Genomic DNA, 25,765 nt, shown 5'->3' with positions numbered 1-25,765 from the left:
TTTTTATTTTTTTTTCATAAATATCATTTTTAATACAAATATCAAGAAAATTCCAATAATTAAATAATTCCAGATACTTATATTTTTCTCAAAAAATATATTGTTCTTTTCTGTGTCTTGAAGATTGTATTGATCAAAAGGTAAGTTATATGCTGCTGTAATTCCTTTGAGGTTTAGAAGATAAAATACTGGGATTCTGTCTTTTAAAAATTTTCCTATCAACCCTCTTTTCATATTTGTATTTTCATCTAAAATTATTTTAGAATTTACTATAATATCTACACTATCTCCAATAGATAAAAGATTACCTCCTATGTTTATAAAAGCTTTTATCTGATTGTTACTTTCTTGCACAAAATAGTTGTATCTTTCTTCTATATTTTCTTCTAAATTCTCATTATAAAAAAATTTAAGACCATATTTTTTATTCTTTTCTATTATTTTTTCTTTTATTTCTTCTTCAAATTCCTTTCCTATATCTCCTATTCCCCCTAAAGAAAATCCTCTGCTTCTATTTTGAATTATCTCCTTAGAAAAGAGATAATTTTCCATATCAAGATATGTAAAATCTTCAATATTTCCTCCATATGTGGAAGCTCCAACTGAGTTTACCATTATAGCATTTAGTTCTAAAGTATCTGCTGCTGCTATCAAAGATAAATTTAATGCTGGAAAAGAACTCGAAAGATTTGCTGCTATTATATCTCCTTTTTTGAGTCCTTTTTCTTTGAATAATTTTACCATAAGAGCTGCAAAATCAGGATTTGTACTTGTCCTTTTACTTTCCAAATTTCCCAAAGTAGTTGTTATTCTGCTCCATTCTTCTCCTATAAGTCCAGTTTCATTAATATCTAAATTTTTGTCTATTGCTATTCCTTTTCTTATTCTTTCATTTTTTATTTCTATACTCATAGTTTTCATTTTTTCAGAAGCTTGAGTCATTTCGTTGTAATAAGGACTCTTTGTTTTTATTTCTTTATTTTTTAAACCATATTGAATAAAAATAAATAATAAGGCTATTACTGTAAGAATGACATTATTAGTTTTTTTGTTCAATTCATTCCACCTGCCTTATATATGACTTCCACTACAGCTTTTATAAATATTGAAAGTATCATAAGAGAAGACACAGTTCTTACAACTCCATGCTTATCCATTTCTTGTGCTATTATTCCTGGAATTATTATTCCTATTATACTGCCCCCTAATATGTATACTTCATACTCATTCACTATATAAATATTAAAATATTTAACCACAAGCCTTATTATAAAACTTATCATTATACACAGAGCAAATTTTCTTCTTCCATATATTATAGTGTGATTTGATATAAATTTTACAATGAGAAAAGTTAATATTCCTGCGACTATAGTTACAGTAATTCTTTGAGGGTCATTTATATAAAAAGCTATATATGCTGGAACAATTAATCCTCCTGGAGATATTTCTGTTATTTCATAAAATATTATGCTCAATATGATACCAAATATTATTATGTCATTAGCCATCTATTATCTCTCCTCTGATTTCCAAATAGTCTATTAATTTTTTCCCATGACCACATATATTTCCAACAGCAAAAATAAGTATTCCATCTTCTATTTCATCAAAATATTTTTCATTTTGTAATATTTCTATTTTATTTTTATCTACTTTATTTTTCAATAAATATTTTTTAAAAAGTTCTCTATTCTCTCCTGAGACTATTATTTTATCAAATTTTTCTTCAACACTTTTCACAAATTTTATGTATTGCTCCCATCTGCTTACCCTGTCTCCTCTGTTATTTACTAAAAGATATCTTTTATTATTCCAATAGTATCTTTTAGAAATTCTTTCTAAAATTATATCTGTAGAGTTAGGATCATTTGCAGCCATAGCATTTACAAAAAATACTTTATGCCCTTTTTCATTTTTATATACTAATGTTTTTAAACATCCTGGATCTTTATGATAGCTTTTCATTCCTTCTAAAGCTTTTTTTTCATCTATGCCCATGTACTTGCATACTTCTATTGCTAATGCTACATTACTAGCAAAATCAATCTCCCAATATTCTTCTTTTTCTTTTTCATTTATAAATGCTTTAGAATTTTTTTCTTCAGCTTTTTTTTTAAAAAATTTAAAATATTTTTTATCACTTGTAAAAAAAGCTCCATTTTTTGGAACTGTATTAGAAAGAGATTCTGCTATCTTATCTAAAGTTTTCCCCATCTCATCCAGATGGTCTTCCCTCACATTAGTAATTACTCCAATATCAGAATTTAATATTTTATTCTCACATATATATTGTAATTCTGGTTTTACAGCCATACATTCTAAAATAAGAACTTCTGCTCCTTCTCTGTAAGCCCAATTTATTGCTTTTATCTGTTCTTTTATATTTGCTTTACCTCTTCTATTTATTTCTTTTTCTTCTCCAGAAACAGAAATAGTCCTAGGAGATGTTCCAGTAGTTTTTGTGAATGTTTTATAGCCGCCAGAACGTACTCCAGCATCTATAAGTCTAGAAACCGTTGATTTTCCTCTTATTCCATTTATATGAATGACATATTTAAAAGATTTTCTCTGTCTCTCAGCTTTTCTTTTTTCAAAAAAAAGATATCCAACACAGATAAAACATAGTATAAGAATTATTTTTTCCATAATCTACTCCATTTTTAAATATTTTAAGGCTTTTTTTAAAACAGTTTCATATTTTTCTTTTCTCACTTCTACTTTATCTTCTCTAGAACTTTCAATTGTTATCACTGAAATGTTCATTCTTTCTGAAACTTCTTTATTCAAACTTCCCTTTTCTGCTCCTTGAAGAGGAATGAACCCCTCTTCAAGGAAGCTGAATATAAGTTCTGGATATTCATCCATTGTATTTTGCTGAAAAATTATAGTATTTCCAATATAAAAATTTGGATCTTTAATTTCATCATAATTATAATAAGATTCATGATAATCTAATATTATATTAGGTTTATATTCCTCTATTACTTTTACAATTTCTTTTGTAATTTTAGAGGTTTTATCATTACTATTTTGAAAAAAAGTTCTATTCAAATCTTTCATGTAGTATTCAGTTCTATTTCCACTTTTTACTGCTTCTTTGTTAGCTTCTGGGATAATTATAAGAGTACCTCTTGAAACTTTATATTCTTTAAGTTCTTTGGCTTTTTCTATTCCAGATATTTCATCACCATGTATTCCAGCAATTACCATAACTACTGGCTTTCCTCCTCCAATTTTAAAATAATCAATTTCAGATAATGAAATTTTTTCAATTGCACAGCAAATAACAGAATTAATTATGAATACTAATAAAAGATTTTTTAACAAACTTTACACTCCTTTTTAAATTATTTTACCTCTTTTAAGTATTGACCTACACCATTTTCAAGAAGCTCAGAATAAGATGGAACTCCTTCCATTATGATTTCTTTTTCAGGTTCATTTTCACCCATTACTGTAACAAGTTGAACAACTCCTGTCAAGTGTCTTCCTACTCTTTCTTCTAAAGGATGTCCATTTTCATCATAAGGTACAAATAATCTTCCTAATTTTTGAGCTTCTACATATCTTGGATCTTTCCCTGTCAAAGCCAAAGCTTCATCTGTTCTTCCTCTGAGTCTTCCTTGAGCGGCATTTGCTGTTTCCATAAGCACAGCATAAGTATCAGTATAATCTCCCAATTCTCTATGAGTAAGTCCTCTTAAAGATACTGGAGATGGTTCCAATCCAATTGCTATATCATCAAATTCCATATTCATAACTACCTGTGAAGTTATTGGCATTGCTCTTTCATGAGATACTATAGCATTGATTACAGGGTATTCTGGGGATGCTTCATGAAGGTCAATAGTCATATCAATTTTATTTTGTCTTATCATTTCAGTTATTGCATAAGCCATTTTTTCTGTATAAGTTCCATCTGGTCTTCCTGGGTATGCTCTGTTAATATTTCTTGTTTCATTTCCTGAAAGCTGTTGTCCAGATGCTGCATGAATATATACATCAGGATCAGGCCATTGATCTAAAGGATTAGTTGCTCTTGATCCGTATCTAAACCATCTTTCTCCATATGGAGTTTTTAATGTAAATCTTTGAGGTGATCCTTCTTGAGGATCATTATGTGTAAGTCCACTTCCATTAGTTCTTGGAAGTATGTAAACAGTTCCCTTATCCACTTTTAAATTTTCTATCATAAGTATTGCTGTCATATATCCTGAAGGTTCATTTCCATGAGTTCCTCCAAGTACAAGTACACTTCCTCCTTCTTCTTTTCCTTGAAGGATATAAACATCACTATCTCCAGAAGTCCCTTTTAAAGCAGGAAGATAGTCGCTTAATTTCTGCATTGAAGTTACTCCTTCTCCCTTAACTATAGGTTCTGGCTCTCTCATTTTTAAAAATTCTTTTCCTGCTAGAAATGCAACAATCAGAGAAAGAAAAATCATTGCAATTCCTGTTCCTCTATTTCCTTTCATTTTCTTTCCCCCTTATTTTATCATTAATATTCTCAATAATAGAGGAATTATAACAAGAGCTGCATTTACTTGTTTCATTAAATCCTTTTCCTCTAATAGATTTAAAATAACCATTACTAAAACATATAAAACTAAAGCTAAATATATATACATCATCATATTTTCATCACCTCATCCTAATATATAATAGAACCTAATTGATTAGAAAAAATTATCATAATTATAGAATAAACTATGATAACTATTGCTGGAACTGCTGCCTTTCTTAATACAGGACTATAATCTTTCATTCCAACCACTTGAGCTGCAAATATTCCTGCAAGTGCTGTAGGAGGCATCAAATCACCAAGAGAAGCTATAAATGATATAGCTGATCCAGTAATAATTTGATTTTGTGATAAAAATACCATTAAAAAAGGAACTCCTAAAACTGAAGCAGCTCCAAATGATGATACTGCTCCAAATAATGGTATAGTCACAGCCATTGCTATATATATTAGAGATGGAGGAAGACTTAAACTACTTACAACAATATATCCTCTTACTCCTGTCAATGTCATTACTTGAATAAACATTCCAACTCCCATAAGTATTCCCATTACTGGAAGAGTTTGATTTACTGCTTCTTTTGAAACTTTAAAGAAATTTATCTTCTTACCACAAAAAAGTCCTGATACAGCACTTATTATAAATATCAGAGGCATTCCCAAACCAAATATGCTTGGAGCAACTTTATCCATAGTCATTAAAAATATAGCTATAATAATTGGGATATATAGTTTTACTCCATATTCATCAATTGCTGTAAAATCTATTTCATTTTTTATTTCACTATAATCTATTGTTTTAACATGTTTCAGTCCAAGATACAATACTGAAAATATAGCTACTGGTACTGTTAATAACAACAATGGAATAGTAAATCCAACATAAGGCATATCTATTCCTCCACCTATAATCATGGCAGGTACATTTACTGGAGGAGCTATCATACCTAAAATTCCTCCTAAAGCTATTATAGTAGCTGTTTCCACCATAGGTATACCTATAATCATTAATATAGGTGCAACAATGCTTCCTGCTGTCAATACAGATGCTGTTGAAGATCCTGTTATCATTCCTGGAAACATTGAAATAAACATTAATAGTACTAATAAAAGCCAAGGTGTTTTATGGAATTTACGTATTATTGATGCACTTAATGCATTTAATGTTCCTATTTCCTGAATAACTTTCATAAAAATCATAGCTGTTGCTATTACAAGAATTGTATCAATATATCCAAAAGTACCTTCAATCAAGTGTCTGATAGGAATACCCTTTCCTGCTATTAATGTTGCTGTTATTGATGATAATACCATAGCTATACTCACTGGCAGTTTTGCAGCAAAACATGCAATCATAAAGACAGCTACCATAGCTAAAAATAATATAAGTTCAAGTGACATATTTTCTTTCCCTCCTTTAAATAATAGGGGACAATATATTGCCCCCCATTAATCAAATTATTCAAACGCTTTTTTCAACGGATCTACTGCATTAGTAATCTTTGGAACTGTATCCATAGGAATATTCTTTTCAGTTGACATTTTTGTAAACAAACCGTCTTTATTTCCTTCTTCTACAATAATTAAATAATCTACATTTGGTGCTGCTGCATTTACAAATTTATCAGATAATTCTCCTCTTCTTGCTGCTCCTCCAATATGCATTCCAATTATTTTTATTCCTTTATCTCTTGCACCTTTTATTAATTTAGCTGTTCTGTCAAGTTCATCTTCAACTTTTATTCCAGCTGCTCCAAGTCCTTTTGAACTTCCTCCAATAGCAAGTATTAAAGTTTTTTCATTTGTTAATCCCTCTGCTGTTATTGATTTATCAAATCCTGCTTCTAATCCACCTTTTTTTAATAAAGCTTTTACCATTTGTACATCAGCACTTTGTCCTACTGAAGTAAGCATAATAGGTTTTTCAAATTTTGCTGCTATTGCTGCTATTGCTGTTAAAACAAACATCAATACTGTTAATAATTTTTTCATTTTATTTATTCCTCCTGTATTTATTATTGTCTTTGCTAAATAAATATTTTACTATTAAAATCCTAAAGCTTTTCCATCTCTTCTTGGGTCTGCTCCACCTCTAAGTTTTCCATCTTCTCCCATTGTTACTCCTTGAACACATGGATACTCAAACCATTCTCCCTCTTCTACAACATTATGTCCCATAGCCTTTAATTTAGCTATAACTGCTGGATCTATTCTTGTTTCATAGACTAATTTTTGATAATCATCATGAATTCTTGGAAAATCTATTGCTTCTTGAATATCCATTCCATAATCAAGAACAAGACTTATTACTTGAGCTACTCCTGTAATTATTCTAGTAGATCCTGGAGCCCCTAAGCTCATTACTGGTTTTCCATCTTTCAATACTATTGTAGGACTCATTGAACTTAGAGGTTTTTTTCCTGGTTCCACTGAATTAGCTTTTCCATGTCCAGTATCAAAGTCATCCATTTCATCGTTTAAAAGTATTCCAGTTCCTTTAGCTACTACTCCAGATGCAAAAACATCATTTACTGTTTTTGTTACTGCTACTATATTTCCTTCTTTATCAACTATTGAATAATGAGTTGTATCTTTTGATTCATTCCATTTCCATGGATCCCCTGCTAAATAATCTTTGGATTTTTTCATATCTAGTTTTTTTACAAGTTCTTTTGCATAATCTTTAGAAATTATTCCTTCAACAGGAACATCTACAAATTCAGTATCCCCACAGAATTTTGCTCTATCTGCAAAAGCCATTTTAATAGCTTCTGAGAATAAATGATAATATTCTGCTGACCCTGGTTTTATATTTTTCATATCGTAATTTTCTAAAATATTAAGAATTTGTACTATATGAGCTCCTCCTGATGAAGGTGGTGCTGATGTTATTATTTCATATCCTCTATAATGTCCTACTAATGGATCGCTAACCCTAATATTATAATCTTTCATATCTTCTATAGTTAATGGTCCACCAGCATCTTGTGCTGATTTTACTATAGCTTCTGCTATCTCTCCTTCATAGAAAGCTTTTTCTCCATTTTTCATTATTTTTCTTAATGTATTTGCTAAATCAGAATTTTTTAATGTAGATCCAACTTCAAAAGGAAGACCTCCATCTAAATATATACTAGCTGTTTCTGGATATTGTTCTATTCTTTCAAAAGAATTCTTCATATCTCTATTTAAAACAGCAGACACTTTATATCCATTTTCTGCTAAATCTATTGCTGGTTGCATTACTTTTTCTCTTGACATAGTTCCATATTTTTCCAAAGCATAAAGCATTCCTTTTACTTCTCCTGGAACCCCAACAGATTTTCCACCAACAACTTTTTCATTTCCTATTACATTTCCATCTTTATCTTCTTTCCACATATCTGGTGTTGCATTTTTAGGAGCTATTTCTCTAAAATCTATGAATTTAGTTTCTCCAGTTTTGGCAAAACGGATTACCATAAATCCTCCTCCACCTATTCCTGAAGATTGTGGTTCACATATTCCTAAAGCGAAGCCAGCAGCAACTGCAGCATCTATTGCATTTCCACCTTGTTTTATTATATCTACACCTATTTTTGTTGCTTCATATTTTCCAGTTGAAACAACTCCATTTATACCTGTTGCATCTCTGTCGCTTCTTAAAATATTTCCTGCTGCATCATAAGGAACCCATTCTTTTGATTGTTGAACTACTGAAGTTGTCTTTTTAGAATCTAAACTAGATTGAGTAGTGGCATATGTAGTTAGTGACAAAGCTAATGCGGCTATGACACTTGCAAAAAAGAATCTTTTTTTCATTATTCTTCCTCCCAATTTTTTATTTTTATAAACTGCTTCTAAAAACTTTCAGAAGCAGTTTATAATTTATATCTTTAAATTAGAATGATGCTGCTTGTCCATCTCTTCTTGGATCTGCTCCACCATGAAGAGTTTTTGTATTGTAATCCATCATTACTCCATGAACTCCACCAAAATAAGCATCATAACTATCTCTTACATTTATTTCATGTCCCATTTCTCCCAATTTATTGTATGATTCAAGTGATACTCTTCCTTCAATATTCAATTTCCCAGATTGAAATTGGGCTATTCTTGGTGCATTAATAGCTTCTTGAATAGTCATTCCATGGTCTATTACATTACTTATAGTCAATGCTACTGCTGGTATAATTCTTGTTGCTCCTGGAGAACCAATTGTCATAAGTGGTCTATTTTTAGGATCAAGGACCAAAGTAGGTGACATACTACTTAGAGGTCTTTTTCCACCTTCAATTGAATTCTTCATATTTTTTTGAGGAACAAAATCATCCATTTCATTATTCATCATTATTCCAGTTCCTGGAACTACTACTCCAGAACCAAAGAAATAGTTAATAGTTTGAGTTACTGCAACCATATTTCCTTCTTTATCCATTACAGAAAAGTGAGTTGTACTTCCACTTTCATATTTGCTAGGGTCCCCAGCTTTTACATCTTTTCCAGCTTTTTCTAAGTCTATTTTTTTCACAAGTTCTTTTGCATATTCTTTAGAAGTAAGTCCTTTTAAAGGAACCTTTACATAAGCTGTATCTCCCATATACTCTGCTCTGTCTGCAAAAGCTTGTCTCATGCTTTCAGCCCATACATGCCAGCTCTCAGGAGTATTATCACCCATTGCTTTTAAATCATAGTTTTCAACCATATTTAAAAGCTGTACTATATGAGTACCTCCAGAACTTGCTGGTGGACAAGAAATAATTGTATAATCTCTATATTTTCCAACTACTGGTTCTCTTTCTTCTATTGCATAATTTTTTAGGTCTTCAACAGTCATAAGACCACCTTGCTTTTGAACTTCATCAGCTATTTTTTTAGCTACTTCACCTTCATAAAAAGCTTTCTTACCTTCTTTTGATATCTTTGTAAGAGTTGTTGCTAAATCAGGATTTTTTATAGTATCTCCAATTTCATAAGGAAGTCCATCTTTTAAATATATTTCTGCTGCTGCATCGAATTGTGTAAGTTTTTCATAATTATCTTTTATTATACTTTCTAAATTTACAGTTACAGGAATACCCTCTTTGGCAAATTTTATAGCTGGAGCCATAACATCAGCTCTTTTCATTGTTCCATATTTTTCCAATGCAGTCAAAAGCCCTGCTACTGTCCCTGGAACTCCTGAAGCTTTTCCTCCAACAGTTATTTCATCATTTACTACCTTTCCATTTTCATCAAGTACAAACATATCAGGTGTAGCTTTAGCTGGAGCTTTTTCTCTGTAATCTATGACTACTGTTTTCCCTGTCTTAGCCATTCTGATTAACATAAATCCTCCTCCACCTATTCCAGAGGCATTTGGTTCAAAAACACTAATAGCAAATGCAGTTGCCACTGCAGCATCTACAGCATTTCCACCTTTTTTTAATACTTCTACTCCTATTTGTGATACTTCTGGTTTAGCTGCTGCCACTACTCCATTTTTTCCTTCAGCATCTCTTCCATAAAGATTTAATGGATGTGCTGCATTGGATGCTGTAAAAACACTTACCATTAAGCCAACTATTACACTACCAATTTTCATGAATCTCTTTAATGAAATCATATGTTCCCCCTTTTTTATTTTTTTGTTCTATTTTTAAATTTTTTTATCATTTTACCTACTATTAAGTATATTTCAAGATATATAAAAAGTAAATCTTATACTTTTATTTCTCTTTTTTCTCTTTTTCCTCTCATCTTTTTTCTACTATTTTTACTTAAAATATGGTATCATTAATTTAATTTGTAATCATAAAAAGAATTTTAATAATTTTTAGATTCAAGGGGAAAGATCATGAAAATCTTAGGAAAAAAAATTCATATTAAAATTCATAAAACAGAACTTTCATTAGGAATATTAATGGTATTAATCAGTATTATTCTGCCAAATTTTTTATTGTATAAAAATTTTGATATTTATGATTCTTTAGAAAAAAGTATTGACTTTTGGGATAAAGAGTATCTCCTTCATGCTGCATTTGGTTTAGTTTTTTTAAACACAATAAAATCATTTCCTATATTCTTCTCTGTTTTTCTTCTTATGGATTCTATGGAAATAGAAATAAATGAAAAATTAAACAATACTTTAAAAGTTATATTTGGAATATTGATAATTCAAATAATTTATTTTATAATATATAAAGTCTATTATGATATGGATTATTATTTTGGCAAAGTATCCATACTTGAAATGATTTATCTTGCATTTCACTCAAGCAATCGTTTTAAAAATATCAGTTTATTTAAACGAAACATTGTGCTTCTTCTTGTTTTTACTGGTATTCAATGGCTTGATATTACAAAGTATTTTTCTGTATTGGATTATAAATCAACTGGGGAAATCTTTTTTGATTTAAAGGATATATCTTCTTTAATGGAAGCTGATAATATCTTAAACTTAATTGGTTTTTTATTTTTTATACTTTTTTTCATTTTTTCCATAACCTTACTTCTTATATTCTTCGAACAAGAAAGACGTCAGAATATTTACGAAAAAGAGAAGGATATGACTAAAGCCATTTCAGATCTTAAATTACAAGAAGTTGAAAATAGATATTTAAAAGAAATTCAATACCTAGTACATGATTTGAAAACTCCATTATTCTCCATGGGAACACTTATTGAAATACTTAATATGCAAGAAGATAATAAAAAGAAAAAAGATTACTATAATAGAATTGAAAAATCTTTAGAAAGATGTAATATAATGGTATCTGAAATTTTAAGAGATACTCATAAGAATCCTATTGATATAAATAAAGTATTTAATTTTATTCTCTCTTATCTTTCTACACATAAATGTATTGAATTTTTAAGTTATAACAATTATTGTACAAAAAGAAAAATAAAAGTTAATAAAATAGTTTTTTCAAGAGCTATTACTAATCTTATTATAAATTCTTATGAAGCCTTTACAGAATATGAAAATAATAAAATTGAACTTACTATTAAAGATTATAAACAATTTGTACTCATAAAAATTGAGGATTATGGAAAAGGAATGTCTGAAAAAGAACTTGAAAATGCTTTTATAAATGGTTTTTCAACTAAAAATTCCAGTGGAGTAGGATTAAACTTTGTAAAAACAGTTATGGAAGAACACAAATGTAAATTATTTATTCGAAACAGAAAAAAAAGAGGTATTGGAGTATATATCATTATGTGTGGGGAGGTTTTAGGAAGTGAAAAATAAAATTCTTATTATAGATGACTCTAAAGATATTATCTTTGCTGTTTCAGAGTTTTTTCTTATGAAAGACTGGGAGGTTTATACAGCTCTCTCAATGGAGGAAGCTTTAAAAATAGTCAATACCAAAGAACTTGATATTATAATAATTGATTATCACATGCCATATATAAATGGAGTATTAGGAGTAAAATTAATAAGACAAATGAATGAAGATGTATCTATTATAGCTCTTACTATTGAAGGATTAGAAAATATTGCAGAAGAATTTTTTCTTGCTGGAGCTAATGATTTTGCTATAAAACCTATTAAAGTACTTGATTTATACTCAAGGGTAAATGTTCATCTTAACAAGAAGAAAGAGAAAATTTCTTCTTCAGAAATCTCTACAACCAAAAAAGAGAAATATGGTGATTATAAAAAGGGAATAAGTGTAAATACTATTTCTTTAATAGAAAATAAAATGAAACAGATAGACTCTTATATTACAATTGAAGAAATATCAGAAGCTACTGGTCTTGCTTCTCAAACAGTAAATAAATATATGAATTATCTTGTAGAAATAAAAATGGTTGATTTAAAAATTATCTATGGAAAAATTGGAAGACCAAGAAATGAATATTATTGGAAAAAATAAAAGAGCCTTTTAGGCTCTTTTCTCATTTTTAAGTTTTTTTTCATACTTTTTTAATTCATTTAAAGCCTCACCAGAAATTGGAATAATGCATATTATATTAATTACAGTCATTATTCCCAGTCCAAAATCTGCCAAAGACCACACAAAGAAATTTTGTTCTATCCCTCCAATATATACCATCAGGACTACTACTATATGATATACTTCCTTCACAATTGGTTTTGTACTTATAAAATTCATGGCATTTTTTCCATAGTATGTAACACCTAATATCGTGCTCAAAGAAAAGAAAAATAATACCACTACAGTAAATGGTATTCCAATCCAACCTATATGACTTTTTAAAGATTCTTGAAAAAGAGTCATTCCTGTAAAACCATTTATTACCTCTGTATCTGCTAAAAGAATAACAAATGCTGTAGCACTGCATATTACAAGTGTATCTACAAAAACACCTAATGCTTGGACCATCCCTTGTTTTGCTGGTTCATCTATATCGACTACTGCTGCTGCATAATTAGAATTTCCACTTCCTGCTTCATTAGAAAACAGTCCTCTTCTCACTCCCTGCATAATTATTCCACCAACTGCTCCTCCTAGAAACTCCTTTCCTCCAAAAGCTTGATAGAATATATTTCCTATCATTGCTGGAATTCCTGTTATATTAGTAAAAATAACATAAATTACTACTAAAAGATACATAACAGCCATTACAGGTACTATTTTATTGAGAGCTAATATTATTTTATCTTTTTTGCTCTTTCCAAATATGATCAAACCAACAACAATTGCTAATATGACTGCTATTATTTTAGGATCAAATCCATAAGCACTTACAACTGATTCAGTTACAGAGTTAGACATTACTTGTATAACTCCTATATAGCAAATGATAGATGCTACTACATATACAGCCCCCAACCATTTCATATTAAGTCTCTTCTTTATAATCCAAGGAGTTCCTCCTTGATATTCTCCCTTTTTTACTTTTGTCCTATACATTACTGCAAGACTTGATTCAACAAAAGATGTCGCTGCTCCAAGAAGAGCTACAAGCCACATCCAAAAAAGTGCTCCTGGTCCTCCAATAGAAACTGCTGCTACAACTCCAGATATATTTCCTGCTCCTACTCTGCAGGCTGTTCCTAAGAAAAAAGTCTCTAAAGAACTTACTCCATCTCTTTTTTCGTCTCCATTTCCTTTTAATATTCTTATTATATCTCCAAATAATCTAAATTGCATGAATTTTGTTTTAAAAGTAAAATAAACTGCTGTTCCTATAAGCATTACTACCAGAATATTTTTACCCCATAACAAATTATTTACAAAATTGATTACTGCTCTTATACTTTCCAACTCAATATCCTCCTAACAAATTTTCTCAGTCTATATATTAACATTATTTAATGTAAATTAACACCTTCAAATATAAATATTTTTTATATAACTTTTTATTTTGATAGTTTTTATTTCCTCTTTTATCCTAAATAATTTCTTTAATATCAAAAAAAAAATCATTTTTAAATGCCTTTAATTTTAAAATTGAGAATTGTAGATATTTTATTCTTGACAAAAATCGTTCACAGTGTGAAAATATTATCGTTCATTTTTAGTGTTGGGTGGTGATTAAAATAAAAAGAAAAATCATATCTCTTATAGGTGAAAATAATGTAGTCAGCCAGAGAAAAATATCTGAATATTTGAATATTTCTCTTGGTTCCGTTAATAAATATATTAACTCTCTTTTAGATGATGGTTATCTTACTAAAGAAATTATCTCTTATAGGAAAACAAAATACTTTATTACTAATTCTGGTAAAGAACTTTTAAATTCTGATAAAAGTTCTATAAAAACTGCTGTTATTCTTGCAGCTGGTGAAACTTTGGACTTTAATAAACCTGTAGGATTTCTTGAAATATTTGATTCCACACTTATTGAAAGAACAATAAAACTATTATTAAAACATAACATTAAAAAAGTAATAATTGTAGCTGGATATAAAGCGGAATACTATAAAAAATTATCAAAGAAATATTTAAATATTAAAATTGTAGAGAATAAAAAATATAAAACTACAGGAAATATGTATTCTCTTTATCTCTTGAGAAAATATTTGCAAGAAGATTTCATTCTTTTGGAAGGAGACCTTGTCTTTGAAGAAAATTTAATTTCACTTCTACTAAATTCTAAAGAAAAAAATGTAACAATAATTGATACATCTATATCTGATAAAGAAGATTCTCTTTATGTTACTACAAAAAACAGAGAACTTCTAAATATATCTAAAGGAAAATATAGTCTTGAAAAAATTTCAGGAGAACTTATAGGGATCAGCAAATTAAAATATAATTCATATTTAAAAATGTTGGATAAATTTACCCAGATAGAAAATAAACTATTTTTTTATGAATATAGTTTTTTAGACAAAAATATTTTCCCAGATTTAAAATGCATATCCTCTAAAGAGAAAATATGGGGAGAAATAGATAATCAGAAACAGTATAGATATGTAAAAAACAATATATTAAGGTGTTTAGATAAAAAGGAGAAAGATTTATGAAAACAGCAGTGATACTTGTTGCAGGTATGGGAACAAGACTTAAAGGAGTAACCAATGATGAAATTCCTAAACCTTTTTTAACAATAAATGGATTATCTCTTATTGAAAGATCAATAGAAAAACTACTAGATTCAGGTATTAAAAAAATAATACTGGTTACTGGTCATTTAGATTATTTTTTTGAATCTCTTAAAAAAAAATACAGCAGCATTATTACAATAAAAAATAACAACTATACTAATACAAGCAGTATGGGAAGTTTTTATTGCGCTAAAGAGTTGATTGGCAATGAAGATATTCTTCTTTTAGAAGGAGATCTCATATATGAAAAAAATTGTCTAGATATACTGATAAATACTACTGAAAAAGATACAATACTCTTATCTGAAGATAAAAAAATGTCAGATGATTATTATTTTGAAATAGTGGATAATAGTATTGGAAAGCTTACTTTCAATCTGTTTGAAATCAAAGGAGAATATGGAGAACTTACAGGACTACAAAAACTATCAAATGAATTATGCCAGCTTATGTTTAAAAAATTTGAAGATGAAAAAAATCTTAAATTAGGTTATGAATATTGTATGGAGAAAATAGCAAAAGATAGAAAGATTATTTGTAAAAGAGTTGATGGTATTATTTGGTCTGAAATAGACGATGAATTTCAGCTGAACAGAGTAATGGAGACTATTTACCCTAAACTTTTAGAAAAAGGAGAAAACTAATTATGAAAAAACTATTAAAAACTTTTATTCTTTTTATTCTTTCTGCATTCCTTTTTGGATGTGGTAATAAAGAAAATAAAACTGTCTTAAATGTTTATACTGGATTAGAAGAAGAATATTTAAATCACTATATTGAAATATACAAAGCAGATTTTCCTGATGTAGAACTTAATATAATCAGAGATTCTCAAGGAGCTATTGCTGCTAAAGTCATTGCTGAAGGAAATAATCCTGTAGCTGATGTTTTATGGGGAATGGCAAGTATTAATTTAATTGATTTAGCAGATCAGGAGAAACTAGCCGAATTAAACAATGACTGGTTAATAAATATTGATCCTACATATATTGATTCTATTAATGAAAAACCCCAATGGACAGGTATGACAGCTTGGACTTCTGCCATCACAGCCAATAAATATGAATTTGCAGTAAAAGATATGTCTCTTCCTAGCTCTTATATTGATCTTCTTGATAAAAAATATCATAAAGAGATTGTTATGCCAGATCCTGCTTCTTCTGGAACAGGTTATCTTACAATATTAGGTTGGATAAGTATATGGGGAGAAGAAAAGGCCTGGGAATATATGGATCAACTTCATAAAAATATATCTCAATATTCTCATTCTGGAAGTGCACCAGTTAAAATGGCTATGCAAGGTGAACAATTAATTGGTGTTGGAATGGATAGTGAGAGTATGAGACTTGGAAAGACTAATGAATCTATAGTTACTATTCTCCCTAGTGAAGGATATGGCTGGGATATGGAAGGAATTGCTCTTATAAAAAAAGATACAATCAAACCTGAAGCTATTGATTTTATTAATTGGGCTCTTTCAAAAAAAATGATGGAAGAATATTCAAAAAATATTGGATTAGTTTCATATAAAGGTATAAATACAAAACTTGAAGGTTATCCTGCAAACTTTAAAGAAAAATTAGCTAAAATAGATTTCAAATGGGCATCAGAAAACAGATCAAGATTACTTAAAGAATGGGAAAAAAGATATGGTAAAGGAGAATAAAAATGCCTTACTTGATTATAAAAAATGTAAAAAAACAATTTAATAAAGTGGAAGTTTTAAAAGGTATTAATTTAGAAATAGAAAAAGGAGAATTTATATGTTTTCTAGGTCCAAGTGGTTGTGGAAAAACAACTCTGCTTCGTATAATAGCTGGGCTTGAAAAACTTGATTCTGGAAGCATCCTAGTCAATGAAAAAGAAATAACAACTTTAGAACCTTCTCAGAGAAATTTAAGTATGGTATTCCAATCCTATGCCCTTTTTCCAAATATGACAGTTTTTGAAAATATTGAATATGGGTTAAAAAAGAAAATAAAAGATAAATATCAAAGAAAAGAAAAAATTATGAAAGTTCTTAAAATGGTTGGCCTTGATCATATAATTTCCAAATATCCAGATGAAATGAGTGGAGGTCAGCAACAAAGAGTATCTTTAGCCAGAGCCCTAGCTCTTGAACCAAATATTTTACTCCTTGATGAACCTTTGTCAGCTCTTGATGCTAAAGTAAGAGAGTCTTTAAGAAAAGAAATAAGAGAAATTCAGCAAAACTTAAAAATTACTACAATTATGGTAACTCATGATCAAGAAGAAGCTCTTACAATGGGAGATAAAATTGCTATCATCAATGGTGGTGAAATAGTTCAATTTGGAACGCCAGAAGAAGTATACAATAAGCCAAAAGACATATTTGTAGCTGATTTTATAGGAAAAATAAATTTTATTACTGATAAAAACAATGATATCTACACTGTAAGACCTGAAGATGTAGAATATTTTATAGAAAAAAAAGAAGAAACATATAGAGGAACTATTAAAAGTATTGAATTTAGAGGTGCTTTTTATAGAGTCACTTTAGAATTATTTGGAGAAAATATTTACATTGATATATTATCTAAAGAAAAAGAAAAATTAAACCTTAAAATCAATGATTTTCTTTATATCAAATTAAATGAAAAAAATAATATTTAGGAGCATTTCATGAAAAAAGATAAACTAATAAAAATAATTTTGTCTCTAATTTTAATTATTTTTCTTATTATTTCTATAATTTTTCCTATATCTAATCTCTTTATAAAAGCTTTTCAAAGTAAAAATGGAAATTATATAGGGTTGAACAATTTTGCTGAATATTTTAATGATCCAGTTACAGCAAGTTCTCTTACTAATAGTTTAAAAGTTTCTATAACTGTAACTATTCTTACAATAGCTTTTGCTTTCCTTTTTTCTTATGGGATAAATAGAAGTAATTTAAGAGGAAGATCTCTCTTAAAAGGGATTGCTCTCTTACCTTTATTCTCTCCAACTATGACACATGGTATTGCTCTTATATATCTTTTTGGAAGACAGGGAATTATAACTAAAACTTTTAATCTTTCAATATCCATATATGGATTCTGGGGAATAGTTTTTGCAGAAACTATTTTTATATTTCCAATACTTTTCTTTATGTTAGTATTAGCTTTTGATTCAGAAGATTATAGAAAATATGAAATGGCTGAAATAATGGGAGTAGGCAAATTAAAACAATTTTTTACAATAACTATTCCAAATGTTAAGTATACATTAATAACTTGTTTTTTTTCTGGTTTCACTTTAAGCTTTACAGATTTTGGAGCACCTAAAGTTGTAGGAGGAAACTATAATGTTCTTGCTACTGATATATTTGAAGAAGTGATAGGACAGCAAAACTTCTCTATGGGATCAGCTGTTGGAATACTTCTCATAATCCCTGCTCTCTTTGCTTTTATATTTGATATTGTTATTAAAAGTAAAAGTTCAAAAATAGATTCAAAATCTACTAGATATATCATAAAGGAAAATAAAGTAAGAGACACTTTTTTTAAGTTTTTTAATTATATTTTAAGTTTAGTTATAATATCTTTTTTTGCAATAGTTATTTTTGCTTCTCTTGTAAAAACTTGGCCTTATGATATGAGCTTGACTCTTAAGTCATATACTTTTACTATAATGGGAGAAAGTGTCTGGAAGATTTTTGGTAATAGTATTTTTGTATCAATTTTTTCTGCAGTGTTTGGTACTATTTTGTGTTTCCTTACAGCATATGTAGTTGAAAGAGAAAAAAAATATATTATTGTAAGAAAAATAGGATATTTTCTTTCTATACTTCCCAATGCCATTCCTGGATTGACAATAGGGCTTGCATATATTTTCTTCTTTAACTCTAAAGATAATATATTAAATTTCCTGTATGGAAGTTTTGGAATAATTATCCTTGCAAATATAATCCATTTCTTTGCAACACCTTTTCTTACTATAACTGCAAGATTAAAAACTTTGGACAATGAGTATGAAACTATTTCTAATATAATGGGAGTTTCATGGTATAGAACTATTTTTAAAGTTATAATTCCTCTATCAATAGATTCTATTCTTGAAAGCTTTTCATATTATTTTATAAATTCTATGATAACTATTTCAGCAGTTATTTTCCTTTATACATCAAAAACAAGACTTATATCTGTAGTGATGATAAGTAAAAATGATGCTGGAGATATAGGAACTGCTGCTGCAATATCTGTAATGATTATTCTTGTAAATATATTTTTTAAGATAATTTTTGATCTTTCAATAAAATATATAAGAAATAAGAGTTATAATAAAAAAAGAAAAGATTCAATAAGAAAAGAAAAACAAGGTGAAAATTTACTTTTAACTGGTAAGGAAGTTCTTGAAATATTGAATAAAATATCTAAAAAAACTGGTGTGAAATATTGGTTGGAATTTGGAACGCTCCTTGGAAAAATCAGAGAAAATAACTTTATAGGACATGATATCAACTTTGATATTGGAATAATGAAAGAAGAACTCATTCCAAAATTTATAATAGACATAGAAAATGAAGGATTTAAAAGAATCTCTTCTTTGAGTTTAAAAAATGAAGGTCTTAAAAATATCAAGTATGAATACAAAGGAATTGAAATAGAAATATTTCTTTTTGATAGAGAAGATAATAAAGTAATATGCTATCTTGAAGATAAAAATGGAGTTATTTCTGTTTATAAGCTTTCAAACTCTACATTAAAAGAAATTAAATTTATGGGAATAGATACTTATATTCCAAGAAATTCTTTAAAAAGACTTCTTGAAATATATGGAAAAAACTTTAATATCTCTGATCCTTACTGGAAAGAAGAAATGAGCCCGAGCAGATATATTTCAGAAAAAATAAAAGATATCTAACTACAAAAGAGGAAGCAACTAGCTTCCTCTTTTAAAAATTCATTTTTTTTAATTCAGAAACAAGCTGTACATAAAATTCTACAACATCAAATCCTTTATAATCTTGCCTTTTTAAATCTATGATATCACCATGAGATATCCCTCTATGATATTTATTTCTTATGACACCCTTAAAATTCCCCCACTTAGCAGAAGGTATACTTACTAATCCATCATTTTCTCCATCTAAAGTTTTAATAAAAAAATGTGGAATAGTAAGTAAAACATCACTCAAAGAATCTTTCATTATAGAAATATAGCTTTGATAATATACCAAAGGAGAATCAATTACATTTTTATTAAATTCTCTACTATTATATGTTGTAAATTGATGCATTGCACCATAAAAATCTGGATTTTTATCACCTAATCTTTTAAACATATTATCATAAAATTTAGCAATCCACCTATAAATCTTTTCTGGTAGTTTACATATTTTATCAACAAAAAGACATCCTCTATGAGGAGTGCTTATTGTTGTGAGTGAAGCTGTATATTTATCCATTCCTAGTACACTTATAGCATAACGTGAATCCAATCCACCTTTAGAATGTGCTATTATATTAACTTTTTCACAACCAGTTTCTTCTATCACTTCTAATATTTTTTTCTTTATATCTTCTCCATTATATTCAATAGTTCCAAATGCTTCTTGATTTCCATAATAAATAGAAGAACCATATCTTATTAATTCTCTTGGAATTCGTCCCCAATAATTAAAGTGTCTAAAATCTCTAAATCCTACTCCATGTACAAGTATTATTGGATATTTTGTTTTGCATATATCTGATTCAGCTCTCATTTCCCTTAAAGATACCTTATAACATTCAAATTCATATTCACATTTAATAATTTTTAAAATATAAAAAAGAACTAAAATGTTTATCAATGGTATCCAAATAGTTATTATTAATAAAATTCTTTTTCTAAAACTCAACCATTTCGAAGTAAAAAAAATACGAATGATTCCATTAAGAAAAAGAAAAAAGATTATTCCTAAAGCATATAAGCTATTAAACCATAGTATTTCATTATAAATTTCTTTTTTAAATAATGGATATAAAAATATAATTATACCCACTTGAACTAAAAATCCATAAAGAGAATAAAAACACAGAGCTCTCCCACCTATCATTATTCTCAATCTTTTCCCAGCATGTTCTTCTTTTTTATATGGAAAAATATTAAGATATATCCATAAAGCAAATATTAATAAACTAAATAAAATTGTTAATAAAATATTCATGGTATTCTTATAATAAGAATATATGAGTAAAGGAACATTAGCAGCAACAGGTATATAAAAAAACATAAACAATTTTTTCATTAAATGAAGTATCATTATTCCCTTTCCCCTCCCAGTAAATTAAAAAAAGTAATTTTAAAAATTTTTTTTGATATTACCTTTCTACAATTTCATTTGTAATATCTTTAGCATAATAAAAAGGATATTTTTCATTAAAGAATTTTTCTCCTAAAATTTGAGTTTCTTTAATAAATCTTTTTATAAGCTCATATTCTCCAGTAGCTTCAATAGAAGTTTCAACTATTTGTATTTTCTTTACTTCTTCATCAGTTAATTTCCTTAATACTTCAATAATTTCATCTTTAGTATTTATATTAAGCCATTTCTTTATTACAGGATCATTTTCTGTTTCTAAAAAAATACTATAATACATATATACCCCTCCAAATTTTTTATTATCTTATAAGCCCTAATTCTGTCATCCATATGGGGTTTTCCATTTCCCATGAAGTTTCATTATGTCCACCTTCTACCATTAAATGTGGAAATACTTGAACTCCTTTAAATGTTAGTATTCTGCTTATAATCAAATTTTTTTCAGACTCTACAGCTAATTGTTTCTTAGAATGTACTTCATACCTTCCCCAACTGATATAAAATTTTGTTTCTGGGTTTACTTCTGCTTTTGAAAGTTCTTCTACAAGTTTTTTAAATATATGCTCATAAAAAGGTGAAAGACAAGCTCCCATAGAAAATATATCTGATCTTATAGCAGTTCCATAAACTGACATTAAGCCCCCCATAGAACTTCCTCCAAGACCAGTAAATTTTCTTTCTGAAAGTGTTGGAAAATTTTCATCTATCATAGGTTTTAAATAGTCAGCTATCCAATTTATTAGTATTTTACCATATCCTTTTACACTTCCAAAATATTTATCTTTAAAAGAATAAGGAGAAAATTCCCAGAGTCTTTTATTTCCTTCATGATTACATTCTAGTCCTACAATCATTATTCTTGTATTAGAGCTATCTAAGAATTTTTTTATTCCCCAAGATTTTCCATAAGTTGCATCTGAATCAAAAAATAAATTATGTCCATCAAACATATACATTACAGGAAATTTCTCCCCTTTTTTTATATCATCAGGAATATATATATGTAAAAGTCTATTCAAACCAAAAGGTTCAATAAAAATCTCATGTTTTAAAACCATAATAAGCTCCTTCAGTAAATTATAATGCTATATCTAAAAAATACGGAAACTGTATCTTCCACCATGGCCAATCATGATCTACATCATATCCCCAAAAATCTGTCCATACTGGCACTTGAAGATGTTTAAAACTCTCTTTAAGACTATTTGTATCCTCTATGCATTCTTTTTCCCATCTACCTTGTCCACAGCAAAGTATTATTTTTGAATTCCTATACATATTTAAATAATAGTGATTCCATGGCATATTTCTCATATAATCAACTGGAGAATTATTATAGATTATTTCATTGTTATAATTTGGAAAAAAATATCCTGCATGATAAAGCCCACTTAAAGCAATTACCCCATCAAAGCAATCTGGACGTCGAAGAAAAAAATTTAATGCATGATATGCACCCATACTGCAACCAGTTGTAAAAAATTTCCCTCTATAATATTCCCCAGAAGTTTCTCCATAAATTTCTCTGAATTTGGGTATAGCTTCTTCTATGATATAATTGAACCATTTCTCATGCTGCATTATTCTCCAATGATAATCACCACCTATTTGTGACCAACTTTCCCAGTCTATTCCATCTACACAAAAAAGCTGAAGCTTTCCTTCTTCAATAAATTTTGAAGCAGCATCCACCATTCCAAAATTAAAAAAATCATAAAATCTTCCATCTTGTGCAGGGAAAACTATACATGGTTTTCCACTATGTCCATATACTGTAAATTCCATTTCTCTTTCCAATATATGACTGTACTCTTTATAATAAGCTGTATGCATATTCTGTATCCTCCTATATTTTAATATTTTTCCAAATAGAAATCAATAAATTCAAAACATTCTTCTATATCACAAAATCTTGCAGTAAGCATGTCATTTCCCATAGCTACTGAGAATATATCTGGCATTCTTTCTTTCATTACTATATTATCCCTATATTTAGCTAAAGTTTCCTCTTTACTGTAAACATATCTGTGACTATCTCTTCTGGCTGCATATACACAATTATATGGTCTAGATTGATTATCAAAATATCCTTGATTATATGCTACCATATTTGCCCATATTTGATAAACATCTATATCATTTGCAAAATTCATCATATCAGGTGTATATCCCCCTGGTGGACGCATGTTTACTTCAAGACCAATTATATCTCCTTTTTTTCCAAGACCTTCTTTATCATTCAAAAGTCTAAAGAATTCACAATGAAAAAAACGACTATTAGTATCAAATGTCTCTACTACTTTTCTTCCAACTTGTTTTAAATCTTCTGGAATCTCTTTATAAGAATAATACATCACATCAGCTTGTTCATTTACTATATCCATTATAGGAATAGGATATGCATGAGCTGTTTCAAATATTATTTCTTTGTCTTTACCAGCTATGCCATCATATGATAAAAGCTCTCCATCTACAAATTCTTCCATAATATATTCAACTGGTGGAAGATCCCTATAAAAATATCCAAGTTCTACATCATTTATTAATTTATATGTTGCAGCTGCCCCCACTCCATTGTTAGGTTTTACAACTACTGGATATCCAACTTTGTTTATAAATGCTTTTCCTTCTTCATAATTAGTTACAATATGATAACGAGCACTTGGAATTCCAGCCTTTTCATAGAATTTTTTCATTACACTTTTATATTTTATCCCAGCTATTTTATCATTTTTAAGTCCTGTATTAATATTAAAATCTGTACGAAGTTGTGCATCTCTCAAAAGCCAATATTCATTATTAGATTCCAGCCAATCTATACGTCCATATTTATATGTAAAATATGCACATGCACGATAGACTTCATCATAGTTTTCTAATGAAGACACTTTATAATATTCATTTAAAGAATTTTTTAATTCATCAGTTAAACTATAATATTCCTCTTCTCCTATTGCTAAAGTATTTACTCCATTATTTTTTAATCCTCTGCAAAAATTCCAATAATTTTTCGGAAAATTTGGCGAAATAAAGATAAAATTCATACAGTTCCTCCTTTTATTAAGTATAAAAATATTTTCTTTACATACTACCATAACAGTTGTTCATAATCAAATAAAATATTCTCAAAATTTAAAAAAGATTTCTCTTTTTTAAAAAATAGAGCAAAATTTACTCAATATTAATTTTATAATTATTTATTGAATAACTAAATTTTTATTATTTATTTTTTCCAAAAATAAAAGACTGCTTTTTTAAACAGTCTTAAAAATTTTGTATCCTTCTTCACTTTTGTATCTTTCTTCATCTTGTACTATAAGATTCTAGCTTCAAAATCAAATAAAATTTTCTGTTAAACTTTTAATTCCTATAATTATAAGAATCATTCCTCCTAAATATTGAGCCCTACTTTCTAGTAATGTTCCAAATTTTGTACCTAACACTACTCCAATAGCAGAAATTATAAAAGTAATTATTCCAATTCCAGTTGATGACATAAAAATATTAAAGTTTTTCAGAAATGAAAAAGTAAATCCTATAGCTAATGCATCTATACTTGTTGCTATTCCCAATGCTAAAAGAGCTTTTGAACTACATCCATTTTCTGTACAGCAATTATTCTCTTTTCTAGCTTCTCTTATCATATTAAATCCTAAATATCCTAAAATAATGAAAGCAATAATATTACTGTATTGTGAAACTTTCCCACTAAAAATACTTCCTATACAAAAACCTAATATTGGCATAATTGTCTGAAATATTCCAAAAATAAAAGCTATTCTTACTGTTTTTCTCATTTTGACTTTTCCCATTATAAGTCCTTGACATAAAGAAACAGCAAAAGCATCCATTGAAAGTCCTACTCCTATTAAAAAAATCTGAAAAAATCCCAATCCAAACACCTCATATTTTAAATTTTATAACCTTTTTATTTTACCATAATACTTTCAGAAATTAAATGCTATTTATAGAATAATAAAAAATATTTTATTTAATATAATTTATGTCAAAATTAAATAAATACTGTTAAAACTGTTATTTTAATAATATTCTTAATAATTTTTCTTTATGTATATTTAATAATTAAAGAATATTTTGAAAATCCATAATATATACTATTTCTTTTTTAATATTAAGTATTTTTTCAAATCATTTATTAAAAAAATATAGCATTTAGCTTGAAAATGGTATATAATATTTTATATGAACATGCTTAAACAGTTAAATTTAAACATGTAGTAAATAAAGAGAAGGGCAATTTTAGTCTTTCTCTTTTTTAAAAAATTTTAGAAAGGGAAGGGGATTTATGAAAGAAATTTTTGAAATAAGATGGCATGGAAGAGGGGGACAAGGAGCCAAAACAGCTTCTTTACTTTTAGCAGATGCAGCATTCAGTGGTGGAATGTTTGTTCAAGGTTTTCCTGAATATGGACCTGAAAGAATGGGA

At 28.3% G+C, this 25,765-nt stretch carries 25 protein-coding genes; 8 read left to right on the top strand and 17 right to left on the bottom strand.

Translation table 11 applies throughout. The annotated features are described in order from the left end of the window. Positions 1 to 3: 3 nt before the first annotated feature. The 10 genes from pgsW to ggt (E6771_RS08025) form a co-directional block, all read right to left on the bottom strand. Positions 4 to 1,056 (bottom strand): poly-gamma-glutamate system protein, encoded by a 1,053-nt coding sequence (gene pgsW, locus E6771_RS08070; protein WP_316090740.1) that lies wholly within the window; start codon positions 1,054 to 1,056, stop codon positions 4 to 6. After that, positions 1,053 to 1,511, bottom strand: coding sequence for a poly-gamma-glutamate biosynthesis protein PgsC (pgsC, locus tag E6771_RS08065; protein WP_316090739.1), 459 nt, complete (start codon positions 1,509 to 1,511; stop codon positions 1,053 to 1,055). The genes pgsW and pgsC overlap by 4 nt, the downstream gene beginning before the upstream one ends. After that, positions 1,504 to 2,649: a poly-gamma-glutamate synthase PgsB gene (gene pgsB / locus E6771_RS08060; RefSeq protein ID WP_316090738.1), complete on the bottom strand. Its 1,146-nt coding sequence runs from the start codon at positions 2,647 to 2,649 to the stop codon at positions 1,504 to 1,506. The genes pgsC and pgsB overlap by 8 nt, the downstream gene beginning before the upstream one ends. 3 nt (positions 2,650 to 2,652) lie before the next feature. Further along, a complete protein-coding gene (locus tag E6771_RS08055; protein ID WP_316090737.1) occupies positions 2,653 to 3,330 on the bottom strand; it encodes a succinylglutamate desuccinylase/aspartoacylase family protein in 678 nt (225 codons plus the stop codon). A gap of 20 nt (positions 3,331 to 3,350) precedes the next feature. Next, positions 3,351 to 4,478: a succinylglutamate desuccinylase gene (locus E6771_RS08050; protein ID WP_316090736.1), complete on the bottom strand. Its 1,128-nt coding sequence runs from the start codon at positions 4,476 to 4,478 to the stop codon at positions 3,351 to 3,353. 12 nt (positions 4,479 to 4,490) lie between these two features. Next, positions 4,491 to 4,637 carry a hypothetical protein gene (locus E6771_RS08045; RefSeq protein ID WP_316090735.1) on the bottom strand — a complete coding sequence of 49 codons (147 nt, stop codon included), beginning with the start codon at positions 4,635 to 4,637 and terminating at the stop codon, positions 4,491 to 4,493. Between the two features lie 17 nt (positions 4,638 to 4,654). Beyond that, complete coding sequence (locus tag E6771_RS08040; protein ID WP_316090734.1) at positions 4,655 to 5,926, bottom strand: TRAP transporter large permease subunit; 1,272 nt, start codon at positions 5,924 to 5,926, stop codon at positions 4,655 to 4,657. A 57-nt stretch (positions 5,927 to 5,983) separates the two neighbouring features. After that, positions 5,984 to 6,517, bottom strand: a complete 534-nt coding sequence (locus tag E6771_RS08035; RefSeq protein WP_316090733.1) for a DUF6305 family protein — start codon at positions 6,515 to 6,517, stop codon at positions 5,984 to 5,986. A gap of 54 nt (positions 6,518 to 6,571) precedes the next feature. After that, entirely contained in the window at positions 6,572 to 8,326 is a 1,755-nt protein-coding gene (gene ggt / locus E6771_RS08030) for a gamma-glutamyltransferase (RefSeq protein ID WP_316090731.1), read from the bottom strand. Between the two features lie 79 nt (positions 8,327 to 8,405). After that, positions 8,406 to 10,109 carry a gamma-glutamyltransferase gene (gene ggt / locus E6771_RS08025; protein ID WP_316090730.1) on the bottom strand — a complete coding sequence of 568 codons (1,704 nt, stop codon included), beginning with the start codon at positions 10,107 to 10,109 and terminating at the stop codon, positions 8,406 to 8,408. Positions 10,110 to 10,340: 231 nt separating this feature from the next. Here ggt (E6771_RS08025) and E6771_RS08020 point away from each other — a divergent pair, with 231 nt between their 5' ends. Together E6771_RS08020 and E6771_RS08015 are read left to right on the top strand one after the other, a co-directional pair. After that, entirely contained in the window at positions 10,341 to 11,738 is a 1,398-nt protein-coding gene (locus E6771_RS08020) for a HAMP domain-containing sensor histidine kinase (protein ID WP_316090728.1), read from the top strand. Further along, the gene (locus tag E6771_RS08015) at positions 11,728 to 12,369 is read left to right on the top strand and encodes a two-component system response regulator (RefSeq protein WP_316090727.1); all 642 of its coding nucleotides are present in this window, start codon (positions 11,728 to 11,730) and stop codon (positions 12,367 to 12,369) included. Before E6771_RS08020 ends, E6771_RS08015 begins: the two co-directional genes overlap by 11 nt. 9 nt (positions 12,370 to 12,378) lie before the next feature. Here the strand turns inward: E6771_RS08015 and E6771_RS08010 are convergent, their stop codons facing one another. After that, positions 12,379 to 13,725, bottom strand: a complete 1,347-nt coding sequence (locus E6771_RS08010) for a sodium:alanine symporter family protein (RefSeq protein WP_316090726.1) — start codon at positions 13,723 to 13,725, stop codon at positions 12,379 to 12,381. Between the two features lie 266 nt (positions 13,726 to 13,991). Here E6771_RS08010 and E6771_RS08005 point away from each other — a divergent pair, with 266 nt between their 5' ends. Genes E6771_RS08005 through E6771_RS07985 form a run of 5 tightly spaced genes read left to right on the top strand, consistent with a single transcriptional unit; the run spans position 13,992 to position 19,877 of the window. Continuing rightward, positions 13,992 to 14,930, top strand: coding sequence for a winged helix-turn-helix transcriptional regulator (locus E6771_RS08005; RefSeq protein ID WP_316090725.1), 939 nt, complete (start codon positions 13,992 to 13,994; stop codon positions 14,928 to 14,930). Further along, a complete protein-coding gene (locus tag E6771_RS08000) occupies positions 14,927 to 15,655 on the top strand; it encodes a phosphocholine cytidylyltransferase family protein (protein ID WP_316090724.1) in 729 nt (242 codons plus the stop codon). The genes E6771_RS08005 and E6771_RS08000 overlap by 4 nt, the downstream gene beginning before the upstream one ends. A gap of 2 nt (positions 15,656 to 15,657) precedes the next feature. Continuing rightward, on the top strand, positions 15,658 to 16,677 hold the full coding sequence (locus tag E6771_RS07995; RefSeq protein ID WP_316090723.1) for an extracellular solute-binding protein: 1,020 nt from the start codon (positions 15,658 to 15,660) through the stop codon (positions 16,675 to 16,677). Positions 16,678 to 16,679: 2 nt separating this feature from the next. Next, complete coding sequence (locus tag E6771_RS07990; protein ID WP_316090722.1) at positions 16,680 to 17,645, top strand: ABC transporter ATP-binding protein; 966 nt, start codon at positions 16,680 to 16,682, stop codon at positions 17,643 to 17,645. 9 nt (positions 17,646 to 17,654) lie between these two features. Further along, positions 17,655 to 19,877 carry a putative 2-aminoethylphosphonate ABC transporter permease subunit gene (locus tag E6771_RS07985; RefSeq protein ID WP_316090720.1) on the top strand — a complete coding sequence of 741 codons (2,223 nt, stop codon included), beginning with the start codon at positions 17,655 to 17,657 and terminating at the stop codon, positions 19,875 to 19,877. 31 nt (positions 19,878 to 19,908) lie between these two features. Here the strand turns inward: E6771_RS07985 and E6771_RS07980 are convergent, their stop codons facing one another. The 6 genes from E6771_RS07980 to E6771_RS07955 form a co-directional block, all read right to left on the bottom strand. Next, complete coding sequence (locus E6771_RS07980) at positions 19,909 to 21,243, bottom strand: triacylglycerol lipase (protein ID WP_316090719.1); 1,335 nt, start codon at positions 21,241 to 21,243, stop codon at positions 19,909 to 19,911. Positions 21,244 to 21,316: 73 nt separating this feature from the next. Continuing rightward, on the bottom strand, positions 21,317 to 21,595 hold the full coding sequence (locus E6771_RS07975) for a hypothetical protein (RefSeq protein WP_316090718.1): 279 nt from the start codon (positions 21,593 to 21,595) through the stop codon (positions 21,317 to 21,319). A 22-nt stretch (positions 21,596 to 21,617) separates the two neighbouring features. After that, a complete protein-coding gene (locus tag E6771_RS07970) occupies positions 21,618 to 22,376 on the bottom strand; it encodes an alpha/beta hydrolase-fold protein (protein WP_316090717.1) in 759 nt (252 codons plus the stop codon). Between the two features lie 19 nt (positions 22,377 to 22,395). Then, the gene (locus E6771_RS07965; protein WP_316090715.1) at positions 22,396 to 23,151 is read right to left on the bottom strand and encodes an esterase family protein; all 756 of its coding nucleotides are present in this window, start codon (positions 23,149 to 23,151) and stop codon (positions 22,396 to 22,398) included. Positions 23,152 to 23,171: 20 nt separating this feature from the next. After that, positions 23,172 to 24,362: a carbamoylphosphate synthase large subunit gene (locus E6771_RS07960; protein WP_316090714.1), complete on the bottom strand. Its 1,191-nt coding sequence runs from the start codon at positions 24,360 to 24,362 to the stop codon at positions 23,172 to 23,174. Between the two features lie 291 nt (positions 24,363 to 24,653). Further along, entirely contained in the window at positions 24,654 to 25,211 is a 558-nt protein-coding gene (locus E6771_RS07955) for a manganese efflux pump MntP family protein (RefSeq protein ID WP_316090712.1), read from the bottom strand. 413 nt (positions 25,212 to 25,624) lie between these two features. Between E6771_RS07955 and E6771_RS07950 the strand changes: the two genes are divergently transcribed. Next, a partial coding sequence (locus E6771_RS07950) for a 2-oxoacid:acceptor oxidoreductase family protein (protein ID WP_316090773.1) occupies positions 25,625 to 25,765 on the top strand: 141 nt, incomplete at its 3' end.

It is taken from the genome of Fusobacterium sp., assembly GCF_032477075.1.
GTDB lineage: Bacteria > Fusobacteriota > Fusobacteriia > Fusobacteriales > Fusobacteriaceae > Fusobacterium_A.
The sequence above is the reverse complement of the archived record's forward strand: the minus strand, read 5'-3'. Positions and strand labels throughout refer to the sequence as shown.

Excerpts from the sequence above, each read along its gene's own strand:
- E6771_RS08040 (WP_316090734.1), bottom strand. The coding sequence starts at position 5,926 with ATGTCACTTGAACTTATATTATTTTTAGCTATGGTAGCTGTCTTTATG.
- E6771_RS08000 (WP_316090724.1), top strand. The coding sequence starts at position 14,927 with ATGAAAACAGCAGTGATACTTGTTGCAGGTATGGGAACAAGACTTAAA.
- E6771_RS08020 (WP_316090728.1), top strand. The coding sequence starts at position 10,341 with ATGAAAATCTTAGGAAAAAAAATTCATATTAAAATTCATAAAACAGAA.
- ggt (WP_316090731.1), bottom strand. The coding sequence starts at position 8,326 with ATGAAAAAAAGATTCTTTTTTGCAAGTGTCATAGCCGCATTAGCTTTG.
- pgsC (WP_316090739.1), bottom strand. The coding sequence starts at position 1,511 with ATGGCTAATGACATAATAATATTTGGTATCATATTGAGCATAATATTT.
- ggt (WP_316090730.1), bottom strand. The coding sequence starts at position 10,109 with ATGATTTCATTAAAGAGATTCATGAAAATTGGTAGTGTAATAGTTGGC.
- E6771_RS07970 (WP_316090717.1), bottom strand. The coding sequence starts at position 22,376 with ATGGTTTTAAAACATGAGATTTTTATTGAACCTTTTGGTTTGAATAGA.
- pgsB (WP_316090738.1), bottom strand. The coding sequence starts at position 2,649 with ATGGAAAAAATAATTCTTATACTATGTTTTATCTGTGTTGGATATCTT.
- E6771_RS08050 (WP_316090736.1), bottom strand. The coding sequence starts at position 4,478 with ATGAAAGGAAATAGAGGAACAGGAATTGCAATGATTTTTCTTTCTCTG.
- E6771_RS07980 (WP_316090719.1), bottom strand. The coding sequence starts at position 21,243 with ATGAAAAAATTGTTTATGTTTTTTTATATACCTGTTGCTGCTAATGTT.
- E6771_RS07985 (WP_316090720.1), top strand. The coding sequence starts at position 17,655 with ATGAAAAAAGATAAACTAATAAAAATAATTTTGTCTCTAATTTTAATT.
- E6771_RS07960 (WP_316090714.1), bottom strand. The coding sequence starts at position 24,362 with ATGAATTTTATCTTTATTTCGCCAAATTTTCCGAAAAATTATTGGAAT.
- E6771_RS07965 (WP_316090715.1), bottom strand. The coding sequence starts at position 23,151 with ATGCATACAGCTTATTATAAAGAGTACAGTCATATATTGGAAAGAGAA.
- E6771_RS07990 (WP_316090722.1), top strand. The coding sequence starts at position 16,680 with ATGCCTTACTTGATTATAAAAAATGTAAAAAAACAATTTAATAAAGTG.
- E6771_RS08045 (WP_316090735.1), bottom strand. The coding sequence starts at position 4,637 with ATGATGATGTATATATATTTAGCTTTAGTTTTATATGTTTTAGTAATG.
- E6771_RS08035 (WP_316090733.1), bottom strand. The coding sequence starts at position 6,517 with ATGAAAAAATTATTAACAGTATTGATGTTTGTTTTAACAGCAATAGCA.
- E6771_RS07975 (WP_316090718.1), bottom strand. The coding sequence starts at position 21,595 with ATGTATTATAGTATTTTTTTAGAAACAGAAAATGATCCTGTAATAAAG.
- E6771_RS07995 (WP_316090723.1), top strand. The coding sequence starts at position 15,658 with ATGAAAAAACTATTAAAAACTTTTATTCTTTTTATTCTTTCTGCATTC.